Origin of the sequence: Psychrobacter sp. ER1 (assembly GCF_048631835.1) — a bacterium.
Taxonomy (GTDB): Bacteria; Pseudomonadota; Gammaproteobacteria; order Pseudomonadales; family Moraxellaceae; genus Psychrobacter.
This window is the reverse complement of sequence record NZ_CP184640.1, coordinates 3126462-3147389: the sequence shown is the minus strand read 5'-3', so window position 1 is coordinate 3147389 and position 20928 is coordinate 3126462. Positions and strand designations below refer to the sequence as shown.

13 protein-coding genes, 2 tRNA genes and 5 pseudogenes are annotated in these 20928 nt (G+C 43.9%); 8 read left to right on the top strand and 12 right to left on the bottom strand.

Going from position 1 to position 20928, the window contains the following annotated elements:
- The first annotated feature begins 117 nt into the window (after positions 1 to 117).
- The 3 genes and pseudogenes from ACOBWA_RS14655 (at position 118) to ahr (ending at position 2997) form a co-directional block, all read left to right on the top strand.
- Positions 118 to 681 (top strand): helix-turn-helix domain-containing protein, encoded by a 564-nt coding sequence (locus ACOBWA_RS14655; RefSeq protein WP_420229770.1) that lies wholly within the window; start codon positions 118 to 120, stop codon positions 679 to 681.
- A gap of 53 nt (positions 682 to 734) precedes the next feature.
- Positions 735 to 1705, top strand: a pseudogene (locus tag ACOBWA_RS14650) (DMT family transporter).
- Between the two features lie 284 nt (positions 1706 to 1989).
- Positions 1990 to 2997, top strand: a pseudogene (ahr, locus tag ACOBWA_RS14645) (NADPH-dependent aldehyde reductase Ahr).
- 300 nt (positions 2998 to 3297) lie between these two features.
- Here the strand turns inward: ahr and glmS are convergent.
- The 7 genes and pseudogenes from glmS to hisF form a co-directional block, all read right to left on the bottom strand.
- Positions 3298 to 5142, bottom strand: coding sequence for a glutamine--fructose-6-phosphate transaminase (isomerizing) (gene glmS / locus ACOBWA_RS14640; protein ID WP_102078391.1), 1845 nt, complete (start codon positions 5140 to 5142; stop codon positions 3298 to 3300).
- 182 nt (positions 5143 to 5324) lie between these two features.
- Positions 5325 to 6700 (bottom strand): annotated as a pseudogene (gene glmU, locus ACOBWA_RS14635) (bifunctional UDP-N-acetylglucosamine diphosphorylase/glucosamine-1-phosphate N-acetyltransferase GlmU).
- 206 nt (positions 6701 to 6906) lie between these two features.
- Positions 6907 to 7488, bottom strand: a complete 582-nt coding sequence (locus ACOBWA_RS14630; protein WP_420229769.1) for a phosphatidylglycerophosphatase A — start codon at positions 7486 to 7488, stop codon at positions 6907 to 6909.
- A 3-nt stretch (positions 7489 to 7491) separates the two neighbouring features.
- Positions 7492 to 8523, bottom strand: coding sequence for a thiamine-phosphate kinase (gene thiL, locus ACOBWA_RS14625; RefSeq protein ID WP_420229768.1), 1032 nt, complete (start codon positions 8521 to 8523; stop codon positions 7492 to 7494).
- Between the two features lie 8 nt (positions 8524 to 8531).
- Entirely contained in the window at positions 8532 to 9374 is an 843-nt protein-coding gene (gene nusB, locus ACOBWA_RS14620; protein WP_420229767.1) for a transcription antitermination factor NusB, read from the bottom strand.
- A gap of 216 nt (positions 9375 to 9590) precedes the next feature.
- Entirely contained in the window at positions 9591 to 10112 is a 522-nt protein-coding gene (ribE, locus tag ACOBWA_RS14615; protein ID WP_075106501.1) for a 6,7-dimethyl-8-ribityllumazine synthase, read from the bottom strand.
- Between the two features lie 184 nt (positions 10113 to 10296).
- A pseudogene (hisF, locus tag ACOBWA_RS14610) lies at positions 10297 to 11078 on the bottom strand (imidazole glycerol phosphate synthase subunit HisF).
- Positions 11079 to 11263: 185 nt separating this feature from the next.
- Here hisF and ACOBWA_RS14605 point away from each other — a divergent pair.
- The 3 genes and pseudogenes from ACOBWA_RS14605 (at position 11264) to ACOBWA_RS14595 (ending at position 13748) form a co-directional block, all read left to right on the top strand.
- A complete protein-coding gene (locus tag ACOBWA_RS14605) occupies positions 11264 to 12427 on the top strand; it encodes a homoserine kinase (protein ID WP_420229766.1) in 1164 nt (387 codons plus the stop codon).
- Between the two features lie 72 nt (positions 12428 to 12499).
- Entirely contained in the window at positions 12500 to 12829 is a 330-nt protein-coding gene (locus ACOBWA_RS14600) for a hypothetical protein (RefSeq protein ID WP_420229765.1), read from the top strand.
- Positions 12830 to 13748 (top strand): annotated as a pseudogene (locus tag ACOBWA_RS14595) (class II glutamine amidotransferase). It begins immediately after the preceding gene.
- Positions 13749 to 13772: 24 nt separating this feature from the next.
- On the opposite strand, the gene ACOBWA_RS14590 reads toward ACOBWA_RS14595, so the two are convergent.
- Positions 13773 to 14345 (bottom strand): YchJ family protein, encoded by a 573-nt coding sequence (locus ACOBWA_RS14590; protein WP_420229764.1) that lies wholly within the window; start codon positions 14343 to 14345, stop codon positions 13773 to 13775.
- 59 nt (positions 14346 to 14404) lie between these two features.
- Positions 14405 to 15121 carry a hydrolase gene (locus ACOBWA_RS14585; protein ID WP_420229763.1) on the bottom strand — a complete coding sequence of 239 codons (717 nt, stop codon included), beginning with the start codon at positions 15119 to 15121 and terminating at the stop codon, positions 14405 to 14407.
- Positions 15122 to 15247: 126 nt separating this feature from the next.
- On the opposite strand from ACOBWA_RS14585, the gene ACOBWA_RS14580 reads away from it, so the two are divergent.
- Together ACOBWA_RS14580 and ACOBWA_RS14575 are read left to right on the top strand one after the other, a co-directional pair.
- Positions 15248 to 16330 carry a DUF3025 domain-containing protein gene (locus ACOBWA_RS14580; protein WP_420229762.1) on the top strand — a complete coding sequence of 361 codons (1083 nt, stop codon included), beginning with the start codon at positions 15248 to 15250 and terminating at the stop codon, positions 16328 to 16330.
- Positions 16331 to 16622: 292 nt separating this feature from the next.
- Positions 16623 to 19460: an aconitate hydratase gene (locus ACOBWA_RS14575; RefSeq protein ID WP_420229761.1), complete on the top strand. Its 2838-nt coding sequence runs from the start codon at positions 16623 to 16625 to the stop codon at positions 19458 to 19460.
- A gap of 98 nt (positions 19461 to 19558) precedes the next feature.
- Here ACOBWA_RS14575 and ACOBWA_RS14570 read toward each other — a convergent pair whose 3' ends face one another.
- From ACOBWA_RS14570 to ACOBWA_RS14560, 3 genes are all read right to left on the bottom strand, one after another.
- A complete protein-coding gene (locus tag ACOBWA_RS14570; RefSeq protein WP_420229760.1) occupies positions 19559 to 20212 on the bottom strand; it encodes a LysE family translocator in 654 nt (217 codons plus the stop codon).
- A gap of 292 nt (positions 20213 to 20504) precedes the next feature.
- Positions 20505 to 20580, bottom strand: a tRNA-Glu gene (locus ACOBWA_RS14565).
- Positions 20581 to 20739: 159 nt separating this feature from the next.
- Positions 20740 to 20815, bottom strand: a tRNA-Ala gene (locus ACOBWA_RS14560).
- Positions 20816 to 20928: the final 113 nt, after the last annotated feature.

The window sequence follows — 20928 nt, the reverse complement described above, 5'->3', positions numbered from 1 at the left end:
TACTCGTCAGACTAGAGGGCATTCTCATGACTTTCATCAGATTGTTTTGCCTTTGCGAGGGCAATCAATATCGAAGTTGGGAGCTATACTGGAAAAGTTATCCCAAGCGAATGTGTTGTGGTTAAGACAAATGAAAAGCACTACTTTAGCGCTGAAGAGAATGCAAAGTTTATCGTTGTGGATACAGATCTGTTGCCAGAAAATGTGTTTCATTCATCACAAATTGTCTTTTCTATAAGTTCGCCATTGTTGGCATTTTTGGAGTTTTCAGAAAGTCAGTTAAGGTATCAAATCAATCCTGAAGTTGAGAGACTGATGTTTGATACCTTTTATAAGCTTCTAGAACAACAAAATCTATTTGTGCAATATGACGCTCGAATTAGAGAAGTCGTCGCATATATTCATCATAATTTTGCTAAAAACCTTTCTGTTGAAGTATTGGCGGATATCTCTTGTCTCAGTGCCACACAGTTTAAAAAGAACTTCAAATCGCAAACAAACCAGACCGTCACTGAGTACATTACAAAGATCAGAATGCAAAAGGCGCAAGCTTTGTTGCTACATACTGATTCACCTATCGCTATCATAGCCGAACTGGTTGGTTATACCGATATTAGCGCTTTTAGCCGCCGCTTTTCTAAATATTTCGGTATTGCCCCTTCCAAATTAAAACACGTCTAACCAGACATGCAAACCGTCTAATCTGCATAAATAGTAGTCTATAACTCTCTATAATGATGTTATTCATTATAACGTTAGAGGTAGCTACTATGCTGCAGAATAAATCTAGTCTAAGTGCTATTTTATGTGTGATAGCTGCCAGTGTCCTTTGGGGAACGACAGGTACAGCCTCTGCTTTTATACCTGACGTTAGCCCATTAGCCGTTGGTGCATTTTCCATGGGGGTGGGTGGTGTATTGCTAGTATTGAATGCTAAGAATGATTTATTAAGCGATAGACAGAAACTACTTTCCAAACCTAGTCTCTTATTCATCGGTAGCCTATGCGTTGCTATCTATCCTTTAGCTTTTTATTCCTCTATGAGATTGGCAGGTGTCGCTATTGGTACAGTGATCTCAATTGCCAGCGCGCCATTTTTCACTGTCGTCATGGAGCGTCTGATTAGCAATAAAAGAGTCACTAGTCGATGGGTGGTAAGTTTTATATTTGGTGTGGTTGGCGTTATTTTACTGACTTTAGGGAAAACCCAATATTTAGATATAAACGCACAAGCGAATAATCGAATATTAGGCATTTTATTAGGATTAGTCGCAGGATTGACCTATGCCACATATTCATGGACAGCACGTCAGATGATAGAGAACGGGGTAAATTCTAAATCAGCAATGGCCAGTATGTTTGGTCTGTCGGCCATCTTATTGTTGCCATCATTATTATTAACAGGGGAGAACCTGTTTTTGGATGCAAAACATATAAGCGTTGCCCTATATCTGGCAATTGCGCCGATGTTCTTTGGTTATTTACTTTTGGTCAAGCGTTGAGAGTGATTGAGGCGAGCAAAGCGACGCTTATTACGTTATTAGAACCTATTGTAGCCACTATATTGGCTATCATTATAATCGGTGAAACATTCTCTCCTATCGGCTGGCTAGGAATATCACTCATGATAATCTGTCTCTTGCTGCAAGTAATAAAGACGCCAAAACTGACAGGTTATCGAGGAAGGCGTGCACTGTACAAGTAACAAAGCAATATAAGTAACAAAGCAATATTTCTGACGATAAGCAGTATTTTTGATGAGTTACTGCCTATTAAGTATGACTCTTTGTATGACGTTAGTCTAAAACTGGTAAGTTGAATGGATTAGTTGGGTTAGTCTTTTCTATAGTCTGTCCAATCAAATTAATTGAAGAAATTGTTTATATCTTATAGCACTATTTTAATTTTACTAATAGGTGAGTAGCTGCTAGAACGATAAACCAATCTCTACAAACTAATCTCTAAAAAACTAGAAAATAAGGAATAACTATGATTAACGCATATGCAGCACAAGAGAAAGGTGGCAAATTTGAGCCTTATGAATATGACCCAGGTGCTCTAGGCTAGGCGATCACGAAGTAGAAATCGAAGTACACAGCTGCGGTATCTGCCATAGTGATTTATCGATGTGGCAAAACGAAAGGGGTATGACTCAATATCCGTTTGTCGGTGGGCATGAGGTTGCAGGTAAAGTCCTTAACAAGAGCAAACACGTCAAGCATCTAGAGTTGGGCGATAAAGTCGGATTTGGCTGGCATAAAGGGTATTGCAACGTCTGCGATCTATGTATCGATGGAGATCATAACTTATGCCCTGAGCAAGAAGGTACAATTATCGGTAACCACGGCGGCTTTGCAGATAAAGTACGCGCAAAAGATACTAGCGTTATTAAGATACCTGAAGGGCTTGATTTTAACGCAGTAGGACCACTGCTATGTGGCGGTATCACAGTGTTTAACCCACTTATGCAGTACGACATCAAACCAAATTCTAGAGTGGCTGTAATTGGTATTGGTGGTTTGGGTCATTTGGCATTGCAGTTTGCCAATGCGTGGGGCTGTGAAGTGACGGCATTTACCAGTGAATCAAAAATGGAAGAAGCAAAAGAGATGGGTGCTCACCATTCACTAAACTCAAGAGATGATAGCGAAATTGAAAAGGCTGCAGGCTCTTTTTGATTTAATCATTTCAACAGTGAACGTTGATATGAACTGGGATGTCGTAATCAAGACGCTAAGACCAAAAGGTAAGCTGCATTTTGTTGGACTGTTAGAAGCGCCACTAGAGATATCGGCTGCGCCAATGATTATGGCTCAGAACAGTCTATCAGGCTCGCCAGTTGGCTCACCAGCGACGCTGCGTAAAATGCTAGATTTTGCTGCGCGACATAATATTCAGCCAGTCACTGAAACGTATAAAATGTCTGAGATTAATGAAGCATTTGAGCGACTAGAGAGTGGTAATGCTCGCTATAGAGTGGTGCTAGAAAGAGACTAAACGTCGTTACAGGCAACTCAATGTAGCCACTAAATAAGCACAATAATAGTGATGCTCTAATTAATAGATAGAGTGTCACTATTTTTTGTATCGAAATTCTACTTTTCACCAGTTTTTAAAATATGAGGATTATTTGGAGCTGGATCTAAGTATCTTTATTTAATTTTTGCTCAGGTAATTATTACTACTTTTTTAAACTGCTAGTAGGTCGTTTTAAAATCGTAAAAACCCCCTGCTACTGAGTTTACAATAGCAGGGGTAAATACTTGTCTTTTTCAGATTAGCATAGAGTAGTGTTTCTTATTCTACCGTGACTGATTTTGCCAAATTGCGTGGCTGGTCGACGTCTGTGCCACGCATTACTGCTACATGGTATGACAACAGCTGCACAGGCACGCTGTAGACAATAGGGGCAAGCGTCTCGCAAACATCGGGTACATATACTAAGTGTAGTCTATCTTCCGCGACCATTTGACTGGCTTCGCTAGCAAATACAAATAGCTCGCCATGACGCGCATGCACTTCTTGCATGTTGGCTTTTAATTTATCAAACATACTGTCTTTGGGCGCCAATACGACGATGGGCATGTCTTTATCGACCAATGCTAATGGACCGTGTTTGAGCTCGCCTGCTGCATAACCTTCTGCATGAATGTAAGAGATTTCTTTTAGCTTTAACGCGCCTTCTAGCGCAATCGGGAACTGTAGCCCGCGACCTAAAAATAGACAGCTTTTCTTATCTTCAAAGCTTTCACTCATGGTTTTGATAGGAGCATCAAGGTTTAAGCTGGCGTAGAGTTGTCCTGGCAATTGATGTAACTCACTTAATAACGTATTTAAGTGTTCGTCAGTCATGCGCTTCTGCGTGACACCAACTTTTAATATCAATAGTATCAAGGCCACAAGCTGAGTGGTAAATGCTTTGGTAGAGGCTACGCCAATCTCAGGTCCTGCTAACGTTGGCAAGAAGATATCTGTTTCGCGTACCAACGATGACGTCGGTACATTACATAGTGCCAAGCTGACTAAGCCTGCTGGTGTTTGCTTCTGGATATCACGTAATGCTGATAAGGTGTCAGCCGTTTCACCAGATTGAGAAATACAGATGACCAAAGTATTATCGACGACGACAGGATTGCGATAGCGGAATTCGCTGGCAACCTCGACGGAACAAGGTATACGGATAAGGTTCTCAAACCAGTATTTTGCGACCATACCGGCATGATAACTGGTACCACAAGCAATCACTTGTACATGACGAATACCTGACAACAGTGTCTCATGACGCTGTAAAAAATCGTCGCGTAGTTTAGTCGTTTCACCATTGTCCAAAGCCATCTCGATCGTACGAGCGACGGCATCTGGCTGCTCGTAAATTTCTTTGAGCATATAATGCTTGAACTCGCCTTTATCTGCATTATGCTGGGTTGCATCAATCTCATGTATCTGACGTTGGACTTCAACACCATCTGCATAAACTTGAATGCTATTGCGAGTTAATTTGGCGATATCGCCTTCTTCTAGATACATAAAGCGGTTAGTCACTGGCAGCAAAGCCAACTGATCTGATGCGATAAAATTCTCACCGATACCAACACCAATCACTAAAGGTGAGCCTAGACGTACAGTAATGAGCTCATCAGGGCAATCTACGTGGACGATACCCAATGCAAAAGCACCGTGCAGTAACGGGATAATGGTGCGTACTGCTTCTAACAAGTCAGGTGTCTTTTTGTAGATATCATGAATTAGATGCGCCACAACTTCAGTATCTGTCTGTGAAGTAAACACGTAGCCTTTGGCTATTAGCTCTTCTTTTAGTTCAGCGTAGTTTTCGACGATACCGTTATGAACGACCGCAATTTTGCCTGACACGTGTGGATGCGCATTACGTTGTGCTGGCTCGCCATGGGTTGCCCAGCGCGTATGAGCAATACCGATATGACCATCAAAAAACTCTGGATTGATAGCGACGGCATTAACTAGTGCCTGTACTTTACCCACTTGGCGCTCACGGTGTAGTTCACCATCACGAATAACGGTCAGACCAGCTGAGTCATAGCCGCGATATTCTAAACGCTTTAGGCCTTCAAGTAAGATATTAGCGATATTTCGCTCAGCAACGGCGCCTACAATTCCACACATGGCTATTCCTTAGATTTAAATTTTAGTAGTTCAATATATAATGGTGCAAGATCAAAAAATTTGGTTGGTCACTAATGATGAATCATCAACAGATAAATATGATGAAGCAGCACCACAAAGATTGCCGTACTGCTTAGGTTTATTCAAAAATGACTGAGGTTGGCTAAACCACCAATGAGCAATTATTTTTTAGTTGGTCTTTGAAAGTCGTTTTTTTGTACTTGACGCGCACGACCAAACGCTAAGGCACTACAATCAACGTCTTTGGTAATCACAGAACCAGCGGCAACGGTAGCTGTATCGCCAATCGTCACTGGAGCGACTAAGCTAGCATTGGAGCCGATAAAAGCATTGTCTTCAATGATGGTTTGCGATTTATTAGCACCGTCATAATTACAAGTAATGACACCAGCACCGATATTCACGCCTGTACCGACAGTTGCATCACCGACATAGCTTAAGTGATTTACTTTACTGCCTTTGCCGATAGTCGATTTCTTAATTTCGACAAAGTTACCAACTTTGCTATTATCAGATAGTACGGTATCAGGACGCAAGTGCGCAAAAGGCCCGATATCAACACCAGCACCGATATCAGCGCGATCGATCACGCAATACGGTTTGATGTAGCAGGCATTACCAATCTTGGCATTTTTGATGACACAGCCCGCTTCGATATAGACGTTGTCACCCAAGGTACAGTCACCTTCAAATACCACATTAACGTCAATAAACACATCTTGACCAGCGGTTAACGTACCACGGATATCGACACGAGTAGGGTCGGCAAACTGTACGCCAGCTTCTTGTAAGTCAGCAACTAGCTTACGTTGCCAAGTGCGTTCTAGACTAGCAAGCTGTTGACGATTATTAACTCCTTCAATCTCAAACGTATGCTCAGGCTCAATCGCTGCGATAGTAATACCATCGGCAACTGCCATTTTGACGATATCCGTCAGATAATATTCTTGCTGTGCATTATCGTTAGAGAGCTCAGGCAAATATTTGTGCAGTAATGCATTATCGACGCAGTAGATACCGCTGTTAATTTCTTTAATACTTTGCTCTTCAGCATCGGCATCTTTTGTTCAACGATGGCTTCAATATTACCTGCTTGGTCGCGTTTAATACGACCCAATCCAAATGGATTATCGACAGTCAACGTCAGCATCGACATACCATTAGTATTGGCAGTTTTTAATGCCGTTAGCGTCTCACAGCTGACCAATGGCACATCACCGTAAAGAATGAGACTTTGTCCTGACTTGGGTAAATCAGACAGTGTCACCTTGACCGCATGGCCAGTTCCCAATTGCTCAGTTTGGGCAACCCAAGTAATCGATGCTTGTGTATATTGATTGGTAATCTCTGACTTTACTTGATCACCACCAAATCCATGAACAATGATGGTTTCATCAACAGTTAACTGATGACAAGTATCTAGCACATGACCTAATAAAGACTTCCCAGCCAATGTCTGCAATACCTTTGGCTTTGCCGATTGCATACGTGTGCCTTTACCGGCAGCTAAAATAATTACAGAAAGAGGAGATGTCATAATAGGCTCACAAATGTAACAAAATATAATATTGGATTATAGCGCAAATGTTCATTTATAAAAATGCTGTGATGTGCAGGCTTTGTAATACAACCTGCTAACAATAGATCAATTGTCTATGCAGGAGAGTAGCGTTCAAATTGATAACGTTGCTAGGATTAGCGGTTGTAGAGTAGCCAATTCAGCATCGTAGTAGTTAGGGTAGCTTATAACAGCACACCAAACATAACCACTACCCATACTACTGCTGCCATGATACCTGCGATGATGTCATCAAGCATAATGCCTAACCCTCCAGCAACTCTTTTGTCAGCCCATCCAATCGGTGGCGGCTTAACGATATCAAAAAAGCGAAATAAGATAAAAGCGAAAACAATGGCGACAATAGAAAGCTCTTGAGACACATTTTGCCAGAAGTTATCGTCAGCAATCCCCATATAAGACAAGGGTAGTAGGGTAATCCAAATACCTGCCCACTCATCCCAAACGATATGCGGATCATCATGACCTTGCATAAGCTCAGCAGTGCGTCCGCAAATCCAAACACCAAAAATACAAGATAAAACTGTCAAAATGAGAAAGGGTACAAAGCCCAAGCTCAATAATGGTATGGCAATGATTAACCCACCAACAGTACCCCAAGTGCCAGGTGCACGGCGCGGCAGACCACTACCTAAACCTAGCCCAAGCCAATAGACTGCACGGTCAAGCATACTGGCACCGTCTGGTAGCGGTGGGCAGTCATTTGCTTTACGGATGTCAGGCTTAGATAAGTCGTGATCAGTCATGGATTAGCCTGTAAAGTGTTGGTAACCAGTAAGATTGGGCCACGTTAAAAACGGTGCGGGCTGAGTTGGCGTCACTGGCTGATTTTGATAAAACAGTTCAAGACGTGAGTTATCAGCAGACTTGGTATCTATCGCTATAGGATCTGATAGTGCAATTACCTCGCCGATACAGGTGACAGGTGTGTTACCTACAGGCGGTTTGATATGCGCAGGCAAAGTAAATGCCAATTCATAATCATCGCCGCCCGCTAGCTGACCTAACAAGCGATCAGACAAATCGACAGTAGATAATGACTCGCTACTCGGTAGCTTATCTAAATGGATGCGCATGCCGACAGAGCTTTGCTGACAGATATGACCAAGATCTTGATAAAGACCGTCGGAGATATCTATCATCGCTGTTGCACCCATCTTTGCCAATGCTGCACCTAGTGCAATACGCGGCGTTGGCATATGTAGACGATGAGCTAACTCGATACCTTGTGCGCTGTCAGGATGTTGTAAGGCAAAAGCGGCATCACCAAGGGTGCCTGAGACATAAACCTTATCACCAACTTGCGTACCTGATCGATAAACAGCTGATGTATCTGCGGCGAGCAACCCTTGCGCGCTGATGCTAAGTACTAAACGCTCACTGCGTGTGGTGTCACCACCTATCAGCGTCACGCCAAACAGCTGGCACGCATGAAACAGCCCTTTGGCAAATTCAGTGAGCCATTCGTGATTTGCTAGACGTTCAGGTAATGCCAGCGCTAGCATAATGCTATGCGGCGATGCACCCATAGCAGCAATGTCTGAGACATTAACCGCCACGGCTTTATAGCCAATCGCAAACGCTAACTCGTCAACTCTTTGCCAGTCAGCATGAAAGTGACGACCTTGAACCAGTGTATCAATACAGCTAACCAAGCGTGATCCTGCTGGCAATGCCATCACAGCTGCATCGTCTCCGATACCTTTTTCGATACCAGTTAATGGTGCATGCGTGGCCTGCATCTGTGAGAATATACGCTCAATCAGCTCAAACTCGTTCATGGCTAGTCTTAGTCTTTGGTATCGTTAGCGTTTTTCTTGCTCGCCTTAAAGTCACTGATATTTGCACTGGCTTTACTGGCACTACTGCGTTTAACGTTGGTTTTGTTAGCACTGATACGCGGCTTATTTGATGCAGTCGGCTCATCGACGATCGCGCTTTCTGTTTCAGCAGCAGTTTCGGTGCTATCGACTGGATTTGCTTCAGACTGTTTAGCCGCCGCTTTTTGTGACGTACGTAGATTGGCATTGGTATCTGCTTGTACCTCTAAAGCACGCAGCTCACCAGCCATTTTATCCAGTACCGCATTAATCAATTTATGAGCGTCAGTCGCCCCAAAGTGATTATTTAGCTTCATCGCTTCATCAAGCACGACTTTATAAGGAATCTCTACACGGTTTTGTAGCTCATACGCGCCAATCAATAATATAGCGTGTTCAACAGTATCTAGCTTATCAACCTCACGATCGAGATGCTGACTGATAAGCGCATCGAGAGCTTCAATTTGCTCTGGGATGTCGCGCATCATTTCATGATAATAACCGATATGGACGGTATGCATGGCATTGGTTGCACGCGTGCGAGCAGCAATATCGTGCGGAGCATTGGCTTTCCAGCCAAGCTTACCATCTACATCAAAGCGGCGATCAGTGACGAGCCATTCGTATAGGCCTTGCATCGCAAAGCGACGTGCCTTACGGATAGCAGTGTGACTGGTCTTGTAAGAAGACTCACTCATATCGAATGTTTGATCACCCGCACTACTGCTCGCTATACGGGTAGCTTCAGCTTGTCCATCATTGGCTTGTGCGGTTTTCGCAGCGCTAATAGCGCGCTTGAGTTGGTCAGTCATAGGGGGTCTGTACCTAAATTTTTGAGATGATACCCAGTCAAAACATAAATTAACAAAGTAGCTTTTTAGCTTTGTTTATTCAAAATTTCAAAGGGTATAGAAATACGGCGAAAATTCAAAAAATAGCCAATTGTTTCGATAGCTGGCTAGTGCTATAAGGTGCTGTTATTACTAGATAGCAGCACCAGTTAAACTAATAAATTTGAGCTTTAAAGCTTATGCTTCATCGATGCTGTCATCAATATCTAGCTGTGACAAAACAGCGATCATTTCTAGTACGACCATCGCAGCTTCAGAGCCTTTGTTACCAGCTTTAGTACCAGAGCGCTCAATGGCTTGCTCGATGCTATCAGTAGTGATGATACCGTTAGCAACAGGGATATTATAATCCATTGCCACAGCGCTCAAACCTTTGGCCGACTCGCTAGCTACAATATCAAAGTGTGGAGTGCTGCCACGGATGATTGCACCCAGTGCCACAATCGCGTCAAAACGATCTGATTCAGCAGCACGTTGGGCCACAAGTGGTAGCTCAAATGCGCCAGGTACACGAATAACAGTAATGTTGCTACCCAATACACCATGACGGAGTAGGGCATCGATTGCACCATCAACCAATGACTCAACGACAAAACCGTTAAAACGACCAACAACGATACCAATGCGAGCATCAGCGTTTTGATGTAGGTTACCATCTATATGAGTCACGTCGTTGCGCTGCTGTTGTAAATTCGACATAAAAAATCCTTTGCTTAATAAGCGTTCAATTGAAATATAGGCGTCAATAAATAGCTAAATAGTCTGATGCGTTCAATCGACTCGGTCGCCTATTGTTTTGGCGTTGCCCCAGTTAATTGAACGAAAATAAATGGTTAGCGCTATGATAGCATTTTTTAGGTTTTATTTGTATATTACGAGCGTGCTAAAGACGCATCTGTATTCCTTGCGCTGCCATATACTCTTTGGCCTCCAATACCGTGTACTCACCGAAGTGAAAAATACTGGCGGCAAGTACGGCATCGACGCCGCCTTCTAGTACGCCTTCTGCTAAATGTTGCAGGTTACCGACGCCGCCTGAGGCGATAACTGGTACATTAACGCGGCTCGTAATTTGCTGCATGAGCGCCAAATCATAGCCTTTTTTGGTGCCATCACCGTCCATCGAGGTGACCAGTAATTCACCAGCGCCCAGCTCTGCCATTTTGCTCGCCCAAGCAACGGCATCGATACCTGTTGGCTTACGGCCACCATGGGTGAAAATCTCCCAACGTGGCACGACAATACCATCGACGTTGATATCAGCGACGCGTTTGGCATCGATAGCAACGACGATACACTGGTTGCCAAATTTCTGCGCGGCTTCACCAACGAACTCCGGCGTAAATACGGCTGCTGAGTTAATCGCCACTTTATCCGCGCCAGCATTGAGCAAATTGCGGATATCAGCGATTTTTCGTACGCCGCCGCCAACGGTCAGCGGAACGAATACCGTTTCTGCCATGCGCTCAACAGTATGATAAGTGGTATCGCGCTCATCATTGGTCGCAGTAATATCCAAAAAGTAATCTCATCAGCGCCCTGTTCGTTGTAGCGTTTGGCTACTTCAACAGGATCGCCTGCGTCTTTTATATCGACAAATTGCACGCCTTTGACCACGCGGCCATTGTCAACGTCCAAGCAAGGAATGATACGCTTTGCTAACATAGGGTCTTTCACCTTATAATCAATTCATAGGCGCTAGTCTAGCAAAATCACTGCTATTTCAGGCAGGTTTTCGCAAGATTATTACGCTTTTCACCATAGTTTTATCATGCGCGGTACAATTGCTGTCATTACCGCATAAATTTATCCTATTTAACTTCTTATCCAATTGCTATAAGTGAGATGTCATGTCCGTCTATACCCAGTTAACCGATGATCAGTTTGCCACCTTTTGCCAAAGCTTTGGCGTGTCGTTTGCCCGCGCGATTCCGATCACTCAAGGTATTAAAAACTCAAACTGGTTTATTCAAACGACTGACGATGTAGATGGTACATACTCTTACGTATTCACTTTATTTGAAGAGCGTCCACCTGCTGATATCGAAAAAATGGCCGTTATTCTTAATCAATTAAATGGCAAATTACCAGTTGCCGCGCCGCTAGCCGTTGTTGAATCAAATGGTTCGCAAACGGATAACGATGATAAGCGTTATGTCATCCATTATGAAGACAAAGCGATTACGCTAGTGCCGTGTCTAACAGGTTCACATCCAGATCAAACCACGCAAGCAATGTGTCATGATATTGGCGCGGCATTAGCGATGCTGCATGAAACGCTACAAGCACTACAACCAAGTGAGCAATATGGCGTGCCTTTGTACCCATGGGCAGATGTGCGCGACCGTGAAATGCAGTTTATGCCAGGTGACGAAGCCAAGCTGATGAGCGATATCTGGCGCTCTTATTCGGAATTACCACTGGCAACCTTGCCAAAAGGCCTGTGTCATCTAGATATGTTTGCCGACAATACCTTATGGAATCTACAAAAAGGCGAAGCGCGTTTGACGGGTCTGTTGGACTTCACCGAAGTCAGTGTCGAGCATTATGTGATGGATATTGCCATTACTATCAATGATTTTTGTACCACGTGGGGCGTTGCAGAACAAGGCGAATCCGTTAACTTTGACCGCAGTAAAATGGCGGCGTTCTTACAAGGTTATGAATCGATACGCCCGTTAAATAACGATGAAAACCGTGCACTACCTGTTATGCTGGCAAAAGCGGCAGTGATTTTCTGGTTATTACGCCTAAATGTGATTCACTACAATCGTACCGAAGGCCGTACGGGTGATAACATCATGGTCAAAAATCCTGACTTGATGAAACGCTTGGCCGCTTATCATTGGGCGCATGTTGAAAAGTCGCAAAATACCGTATTTGTACTATTAAGCAAACCAGACAATCAAATAGTTGGTGTATTTAGCAGTATCTCGCAAGCTGAGCAAGCGCAGGAAACATTAAATAGTAGTGAGTTCGCAATCAAAGAATATATGCTAGATCAATTATCGTAAGCATTGCTTATTCATTTATTCTAGTACCAATGCTAGTAATAATTTTAGCACCGAAACCTTAGAGGCGACCCCATGACCGATCAATTTGATAACTGGCACAAACTGGCGCGCTACGATACCAATATGCAGGGTGAGCTGCACGCAAACCTACTACGTAATAACGGCATTACCGTGTCCTTGCAACCGCTAAGCGCTATCCCAGGTATGAACTCGGGTATCGTTCTTTGGGTAGAAAGTACCGATCTGGCAGAAGCTCAGCGCATTTTGGATACCATCCCAACTGATGGTGCCGCCTTACTGGATGAGATGAGTGATGCTGACTTTGATGCGCTATCTGCCGCTCAGAGCAATGCTACTCAAGGTAACTCGATAATAGACGATAATAACGGCGGTAATGATTAAATGTGTCAACTCTTAGGAATGAACTGTAATACCCCAACGGATATTGGCTTTAGCTTTGCAGGATTTCGCAAGCGCGGCGGGATGACGGACAGTCATGAAGATGGCTTTGGTATTGCCTTTTTGAGCGCAGCGAATGCAGTAATAACGACAAAACCAACGATGAGACGGCAAATGACTCAACGGGTCTGCGTCTGTTTCATGACAATCGTCCAAGCCATCTGTCGCCAGTCGCTGACTTGGTCAATAACTACCCAATCAAAGCCATGAATGTCATCGCGCATATTCGTAAAGCGACGCAAGGGCAGAACTGTTTGGCAAACACCCATCCATTCGTCCGTGAAGTATGGGGCGAACAGTGGGTATTTGCGCACAATGGGCAGATGAATAGCGAATTTATCAAACGCTGTCAGCGCTTACAAGACAATGGCAATGCCTCACACTGTCAGCCAGTCGGTTCAACTGATTCTGAAATGGCATTCTGTTATTTGGTCAATCGTCTAAAAAGCAGCTTTAAGTCGCGTCCTGATGACAAAACGCTGTTTAATTTTTGACCACACAGTGTCGCTATCTCTCTGCCAATGGGTTATTTAATTGCTTAATATCGAATGGCAGGTGGCAACTGGCTTATGCGGGTAGCTTGCTGTTTTATCTCACACGTAAAGCGCCATTTGGTGAAGCCAAACTGGCTGATGATGATATGGCGATTAACTTTGGTGATGTGACTACAGACACAGATAAAGTCACGATTTTGGTCACTGTGCCATTGACTGAAAATGAGAAATGGCAGCAATTGGCTGTCAATGAATGCTTAATCTTTCAAGATGGCGATGTCATTTATAAAGACAGCCCAAGCCAGCGCAAGTTTTTAACAGTGGACGAAGGCATTGCGATTGCACGAGCCGTTGGGGCGAGTGTTTAGCGGTTAATGAATATCCAATACTGTTTAAATATAACTCCCACAACACCGCTTAAATTTCTCACCAGACCCACAAATGCACGGTTGTTTTTGGCTGACAGTCATCGCAACCGTCGGATCTAAGAAATACCAGCGCACATCGTTATTAGCCTTGTCTTTTACCTTTACAAAGGTGGACAGCTCATGATGCGCTTGTATTTTTCCTGCTAAATCATTTGTATTATCTTTGGTATTAAAATAAGCCTTAAACTCAACCTGTGCATGCCTTTTACCAAGCTTTGGCTTGTGTTCTACAATCTCTAATCCTGCCCAGTCTGTATCCATCGCCCAACTTTTAATTGCCTGAACGTCAAGCAAGCCTTGCTGCGCAGGTACTGTGGTGTTGACGATATAGTCTGGTTTAATCAATACAAAGGCACTATAGCGCGTACGCATGAGCCGTTCGGCTGTTTCCGCTTTTATACCATCTGCTTTATCAATCTCATCATTATAAAAAGCATCATGATAAGGCTGGCAGCAGTCTTGATAGGATAGTGGACCGTCTGTCGTCTCTGCTGTTGGATTGATTTGGCAAGGGCAAGTATCTGGGTAAGGTTGCATGAGTTACTCTACTTTTTGTTTGGGCTTATTCGTTTAGGCTTAATGGTCTTTTGATAACTTTATTGCAGCATGCTTTTTATTAATTCTGGCAATATGCCGACTTTGAGCTGCGCCCATGCGGAAGGATCACTTAATCGTGACCAAAACACCTCAAAAGGCGGGGCGGCATATACCAGTAGCGCAAGGATAGTATATAAGAGCAAATACCACCATTTATCTTTTGGCTGATAAAACTTCATTGCTGTGCCCGATGAGCGTTTCATTTTCATATTGGACAAATTAACGCTATACAGCTCGTCCAATGACAAATGTACCATCGCGCCACCAAATAAAAACAGACCATAAAACCAACTAGTCGTCAGTGGTAGGTGCAAGCCATAATAGCTTAGGCACGTCAGACCCAATCCCAGTATCGCCATATACGGCACAGAGTGGATGACACCGCGATGCACCGTCATAGTAGTAAAAATATGAAAAACCACGTAGCGCATGAAACCGTAGCCTGCTAGCCACAATACTATCAATGCCAGTAAGCTCAAGTCACTACGCCAATGCATGACCAGACCAAAAGCAAATATGAACGAGGTGATATTAAAACCGAGCTTAATCGGTGTTGAATTATCAGAATCCAAGTCTGGCAGCAATCCACCGATAGTACCAAGCGCTACGCACACCAAAAATCCTGAATCATCAATCAATCCAGCTTTATAAACTGTCAAACTCAGTGTGCCGCTGACCATAAAGGCGACATTTAAGTGGGTATTAAAATTTGCCATAAAACTCATTCATCCATAGCGCTCAAAAAGTCCTTTCGAGCGGCGTATCTAGCAGTAAAAAAGCGCACCATGATACCATAGACCATCCATACGTCTAATAGAGATAGCCTGTAAGAGAGAGCTTCTATGCCTGCCAGTGATTTACCCGCCACACTTAACTCTGATACTCATACTAAGCAGCTGCCGGTAGTAGAAGGTCAGCTCGATCACAGCTTTGCTACTATTGATTGGCAAGTGCCGTGGCTGTCTCATATTACTCAATTGAGTTATATCAGCAACACGATTGAACACCTTAGTCACTCGAAATCACAGAGAAATAGCTTGGATAATTTGGGTGATTTGGGTGACTCAGAAAGTTTGGATAATGTGAAAAGCCCAAATAGACACGATATAAATGCTTCTGGCATCAATACGCCTGACACGATTGCCAAAGTCTTAAAAACGGCGATGACGCAGCAGGCAAATCATTTAGAGCAGCCGTTACCACATACTAAACCTGCTCATGACCACAAATCTCAGACGCTACAGTTCGTCTCTCAAAATGCATTGCCTGAAGGGGAAGTATATGAGCATTTCATCGGCACAACTGGCAATATCCCGACGCGAGATAACTTACATGATTTGTTTAATGGCAGTATTTGGCTGACCTTTCCGAAGACTAAAGCTATGCTCAATTACTACCATATGCTAGAAATCGCTAAACAAGGCATTAGTGAGCGTCGAGGGCGTGTGCGCGACACTATTACTGTCTTTGATGAGAATGGCGCAGTGCTGGTCACGGCAGACCCAAATATTGGTGAAGCATTAGTGGATTTTGACTGGCAGGCAAGTTTGGTGAAACCGCGTGCTAAATGGGACAACCCAACTCAGCCTGATAACAGCGCTCAAGCCGCAGTTTATATCTTTGGCCATGCATTGCTTGAGCAGTTGGTACACCCACGCAAACCTCTATGCGCTCACAGCATTGTCATTCACGTTGCACAAGAATTCTTTACCTTATCATTAGCTGAACGTATGAGCTATTTGGATGACAAGGTTGCCAAATACATGGACACATTGTTATCCAATGATGACGTCAAGCCGCGCCAGCTTGCGCCGTTACCGATTTTAGGGGTACCGCATTTTTGGGCAAAAAATGCCGATACTGGCTTCTATGAGGACAGCTACGTATTTCGCAGTGGACGACGTAAAAAGATAAAAATTAAATAGGAATAAATCATTTAAAGATAGCTCGCTAAACCGTTGTTACGTTTACGATTGTGCCACGATTCGACAACGTCCAGACGTTAACAAAGCCTTGTATGTTTGTTATGGTAAAAGGGAGTCTCTGTTAATCACTACAGATATGATTATCTCTTTTGTTAACACTGACTTCTATCAGACAGTTTTGCGAAACTGCGATATTGATTCAAGACAGATCAATCATTTATTGAGCCACCAGTCATACATAAACTTATAATAATTTATGTCCAGGATTTATAACAACGATAAGGAAGCTATCATGAGTGATATTTTTGATGTAAAAGACACCCTTTCGGTTGCTGGCAAGGAACATGCCTACTACAGTCTGCCAAAGCTGACCGAAACTTATGAGCATATCAAGACACTACCATTTTGTATGAAAGTGGTATTAGAAAACCTATTGCGTAACGAAGACGGTGGCCAGTCAGTTGGCAAAAACCATATCGAAGCGGTTGCCAACTGGGATGCAGGGGCTGAGGCATCAAAAGAAATCGCCTTTATGCCAGCGCGTGTGGTATTGCAAGATTTCACTGGCGTACCATCGGTTGTCGATTTGGCGGCGATGCGTGATGCAGTGGTCGAGCTTGGCGGAAAGGCTGAGCAGATCAATCCGTTTATCCCTAGTGAGTTGGTCGTCGATCACTCTGTACAGGTCGATGCTTATGGCCGCGAAGATGCGCTAGATTTGAACGAAAAGATTGAATTTAAGCGTAACAATGAGCGCTATGAATTTTTGCATTGGGGCAAGCAAGCCTTTGAAAACTTCGTCGTGGTACCGCCAGCGACAGGTATTGTGCATCAGGTTAACCTTGAGTATCTAGCCCGTGTCGTGATGGCAGCAGACGTCGATGGCGAGCTGACAGCTTATCCAGATACAGTGTTTGGTACAGATAGCCATACTACGATGATTAATGGTATTGGCGTGCTTGGTTGGGGTGTGGGCGGTATCGAAGCTGAAGCCGCGATGTTAGGTCAACCGTCTTCGATGCTGATTCCACAAGTAGTCGGTTTTGAGCTAAAAGGCAAGCTAACCGAAGGCGTCACGGCGACCGATTTGGTATTACGTGTGGTTGAGATGTTGCGCGCACATGGTGTGGTCGGTAAGTTCGTCGAGTTTTATGGCGAAGGCTTACATAGTATGCCGCTAGCGGATCGTGCCACTATCGCCAATATGTCACCAGAGTATGGCGCGACTTGTGGTATTTTCCCAATTGATCAGATGGCAATTAATTATCTGCGTCTATCTGGCCGTGACGAAGAACAGATTGAACTGGTTGAAAAATATGCTAAGGCGCAAGGCTTATGGCACGATGCCGATACACCTGCGGCGACTTATTCGAGCAAGCTAGAACTAGATCTATCGTCAGTACAGCCAGCACTTGCTGGTCCAAACTTGCCACAGCAGCGTATCAATTTGTCTGATATGCATGAGAAGTTTGGCGAAACGCTAGAAAAAATGACCAAAGATCGCAAGTCAGAAGTAGAAGGCAAAGTACGCTTTGATCAAGAAGGCGGCGAGCAAGAGCAAGCTGAACACTTAGCGGCTGAGCCAAATATCGAAGTTGATACCAGTGATGACAATGCAGGTTATGCGCCAGCAAACAATGTCTTCTCAAATGTCAGTATCGATGATAAGCAACACAAACTACGAGACGGATCGGTAGTTATTGCTGCCATTACTTCTTGTACCAACACTTCCAATCCAGCAGTAATGATTGGTGCAGGTCTAGTGGCCAAAAAAGCGGCTGCCAAAGGGCTTAAAGCCAAGCCTTGGGTTAAGACATCGCTCGCACCGGGTTCTAAAGTGGTCACCGACTATCTTGAGAAAACCCATCTGATGGATGAGCTAGAAAAAACAGGCTTCTATCTAGTCGGTTATGGGTGTACGACATGTATCGGTAACTCAGGGCCATTATCAGAAGAGATCGAAAAAGGCATTGAGGAAAATGACTTAGTCGCAGCGGCTGTATTGTCTGGTAACCGTAACTTTGAAGGTCGTATTCACTCGCATGTCAAAGCCAGTTATTTAGCATCACCACCGTTAGTCGTTGCTTATGCGTTAGCAGGTACAGTCGATATCGATCTGACCACTCATCCGCTAGGACAGGATCAAGATGGCAATGATGTATTCCTAAAAGATATCTGGCCAACTTCAGAAGAAATTAACGAGTTGATTGCCAACAATATCGATGCTGATATGTTCCGCAAAAACTACGGCGAAGTATTTGATGGTAGTGCCGCGTGGAACGCGATTAGTTCAGCCGATAGCCAGTTATATCCATGGGATGAAGGGTCGACTTATATCAAAAACCCACCGTTCTTTGATGGTATGACCATGGAGCCAGAAGGTATCCCTGATATCGAAGGCGCGCGTATCCTAGGTCTGTTTGGTGACTCGATCACCACCGATCATATTTCACCAGCAGGTAATATCGATCCAGACTCACCAGCAGGTAAGTACTTGCAAGAGCGCGGTGTGATGGAAGCAGACTTCAACAGCTATGGCTCACGCCGTGGTAATGATGCAGTCATGACTCGTGGTACCTTTGCCAACATCCGTATCAAAAATACCATGATGGGCGGTAAGGAAGGCGGCTATACCTATTACTTCAAGGGTGACAGCGCTACGCTACAAGAGGGTGAAGAAATGCCTATCTATAACGCAGCGATGAAGTATAAAGAAGATAAGCGTCCGTTAGTGGTATTGGGCGGGGCAGAGTATGGTTCTGGTTCGAGCCGTGATTGGGCAGCTAAAGGTACCATCCTGCTAGGCGTAAAAGCAGTTTTAACCAGCTCGTTTGAACGTATTCACCGTTCAAACCTAGTCGGTATGGGTGTGCTGCCATTGACGTTTAAAGATGGTCAAAATGCAGAAACCTACAAACTAGATGGTTCTGAAGTGCTGAGCATCACGGGTCTAGATAATGGTGAGAGTAAAACAGCCACGGTTACGGCTACACGTGCTGATGGTTCGGCAGAAACCTTTGAGGTAAATGTCGGTCTACAAACGCCAAAAGAGCGCGAATATGTGCGTCATGGTGGCGTATTGCACTATGTACTACGTCAATTGGCTGCTGAGAGCAAAGAAGCTGGCTAGTAGTTAGTTAAGCTTTATATGACAAAAAGCCCAATCTCCTTCAAAGTAGGGGATTGGGCTTTTTTATGGAAGACGTTTTTTCTTCTTGTTACTTTACTCTACGCCTTTTCAGTCAATAACTTAATTCCTAGCCCCATAAATACGATACCACTTATTTTATTCATCATGGATTCAATTTTTGGATTCTCTCTTAGTTTTTTGCTGAACTTTGACGCCAGCAGCGCCAAACACAAGCACCATATAAAACCTGTGGTGGCAAAAGTCAGTCCCAACATCAAAAATGACAGCATGCCATAAGCATAACTAGCGTCGATAAACTGCGGGAAGAACGCCAAGAAAAATAAAGCGACTTTTGGATTAAAAGTATTGGTCAACACACCTTGCTTATATATTTGCCAACCATCTACAGCCTTTCGGCTAGTCACGTTCTGATCTTTGGACAAATTGTTTGCTATCGAGCTCGAGTTTTTGCTCAGTAGCATTTTTAGACCCAAATAGCACAAGTAAGCCGCACCGATATATTTGACGATCATAAACGCCGTAGGGGAGTTGGCAAGTAACACGGACAACCCTAGCGCCGCCAATAAAGTATGTACCAAAATACCCGAAGTAATGCCAAGAACAGAATAAAACCCTGCTGTTTGTCCTTGTGAAATACTACGGGTGATGATGTACATGCTATCCGTACCTGGCGTTAGGTTTAACAAAATAGCTGCCAAGATAAACCCCAGATAATTCTCGATACCAAACATCGCAATCACTTCCCTTTAATCACGCCAAGCCCCATCATTTCTAGTATGGGGTTGCATTTTATCAATACGTCTGTCAGATCGATATTAACGAGTATTAGATAGGTTGGCAATAGTGCTATCAACAGCAAGCTAGCAGCTATTAATAATAAGCTAACGACAATAGAATAGAGGATGTTGAAAAACGACAGACATAAAAAAGCCCAGTCACCGGATGATGACTGGGCTTTTTTATTGTTCGCTTATTAGTCTAACCTGATGCTAAGCAAAAGTGCTAACAAGTGACGCCGAATAGTGGCGTCCCCAGGGGGATTCGAACCCCCGTTACCGCCGTGAAAGGGCGGTGTCCTAGGCCTCTAGACGATGGGGACGCATAGAGTGTTATAACCAGTGGTTACAACGGTACTTCACAATATCAGATAGCTTATCTATTAATAATAGAGCAAGCCTTGCCTAGGTGCTGATATCGTCCTACTAGCGAGTATTTACGATTACGTTTCAGTAATACTGAGCGTTGCTATAAATAAGTATGGTGGAGCTAAACGGAGTCGAACCGTTGACCCCTTGCATGCCATGCAAGTGCTCTACCAACTGAGCTATAGCCCCTCGCTAAGAGTGTGCGTATTTTATGTAAGAGCGGCAGTCTTGTCAACCACTATTTTAAAAATAATTCATAAATATGCAAAAAAAGCGATTTAGCCTGTCTTAAAGGCTCAACA

Coding starts and splice junctions, on each gene's coding strand:
- glmS (WP_102078391.1), bottom strand. CDS start 5,142: ATGTGTGGAATTGTAGGCGCCGTTGCTGAGCGAAATATCGCTAATATC.
- ACOBWA_RS14600 (WP_420229765.1), top strand. CDS start 12,500: ATGACCGATCAATTTGATAACTGGCACAAACTGGCGCGCTACGATACC.
- thiL (WP_420229768.1), bottom strand. CDS start 8,523: ATGAACGAGTTTGAGCTGATTGAGCGTATATTCTCACAGATGCAGGCC.
- ribE (WP_075106501.1), bottom strand. CDS start 10,112: ATGTCGAATTTACAACAGCAGCGCAACGACGTGACTCATATAGATGGT.
- ACOBWA_RS14630 (WP_420229769.1), bottom strand. CDS start 7,488: ATGACTGATCACGACTTATCTAAGCCTGACATCCGTAAAGCAAATGAC.
- nusB (WP_420229767.1), bottom strand. CDS start 9,374: ATGACTGACCAACTCAAGCGCGCTATTAGCGCTGCGAAAACCGCACAA.
- ACOBWA_RS14590 (WP_420229764.1), bottom strand. CDS start 14,345: ATGCAACCTTACCCAGATACTTGCCCTTGCCAAATCAATCCAACAGCA.
- ACOBWA_RS14575 (WP_420229761.1), top strand. CDS start 16,623: ATGAGTGATATTTTTGATGTAAAAGACACCCTTTCGGTTGCTGGCAAG.
- ACOBWA_RS14570 (WP_420229760.1), bottom strand. CDS start 20,212: ATGTTTGGTATCGAGAATTATCTGGGGTTTATCTTGGCAGCTATTTTG.
- ACOBWA_RS14580 (WP_420229762.1), top strand. CDS start 15,248: ATGCCTGCCAGTGATTTACCCGCCACACTTAACTCTGATACTCATACT.
- ACOBWA_RS14585 (WP_420229763.1), bottom strand. CDS start 15,121: ATGGCAAATTTTAATACCCACTTAAATGTCGCCTTTATGGTCAGCGGC.
- ACOBWA_RS14605 (WP_420229766.1), top strand. CDS start 11,264: ATGTCCGTCTATACCCAGTTAACCGATGATCAGTTTGCCACCTTTTGC.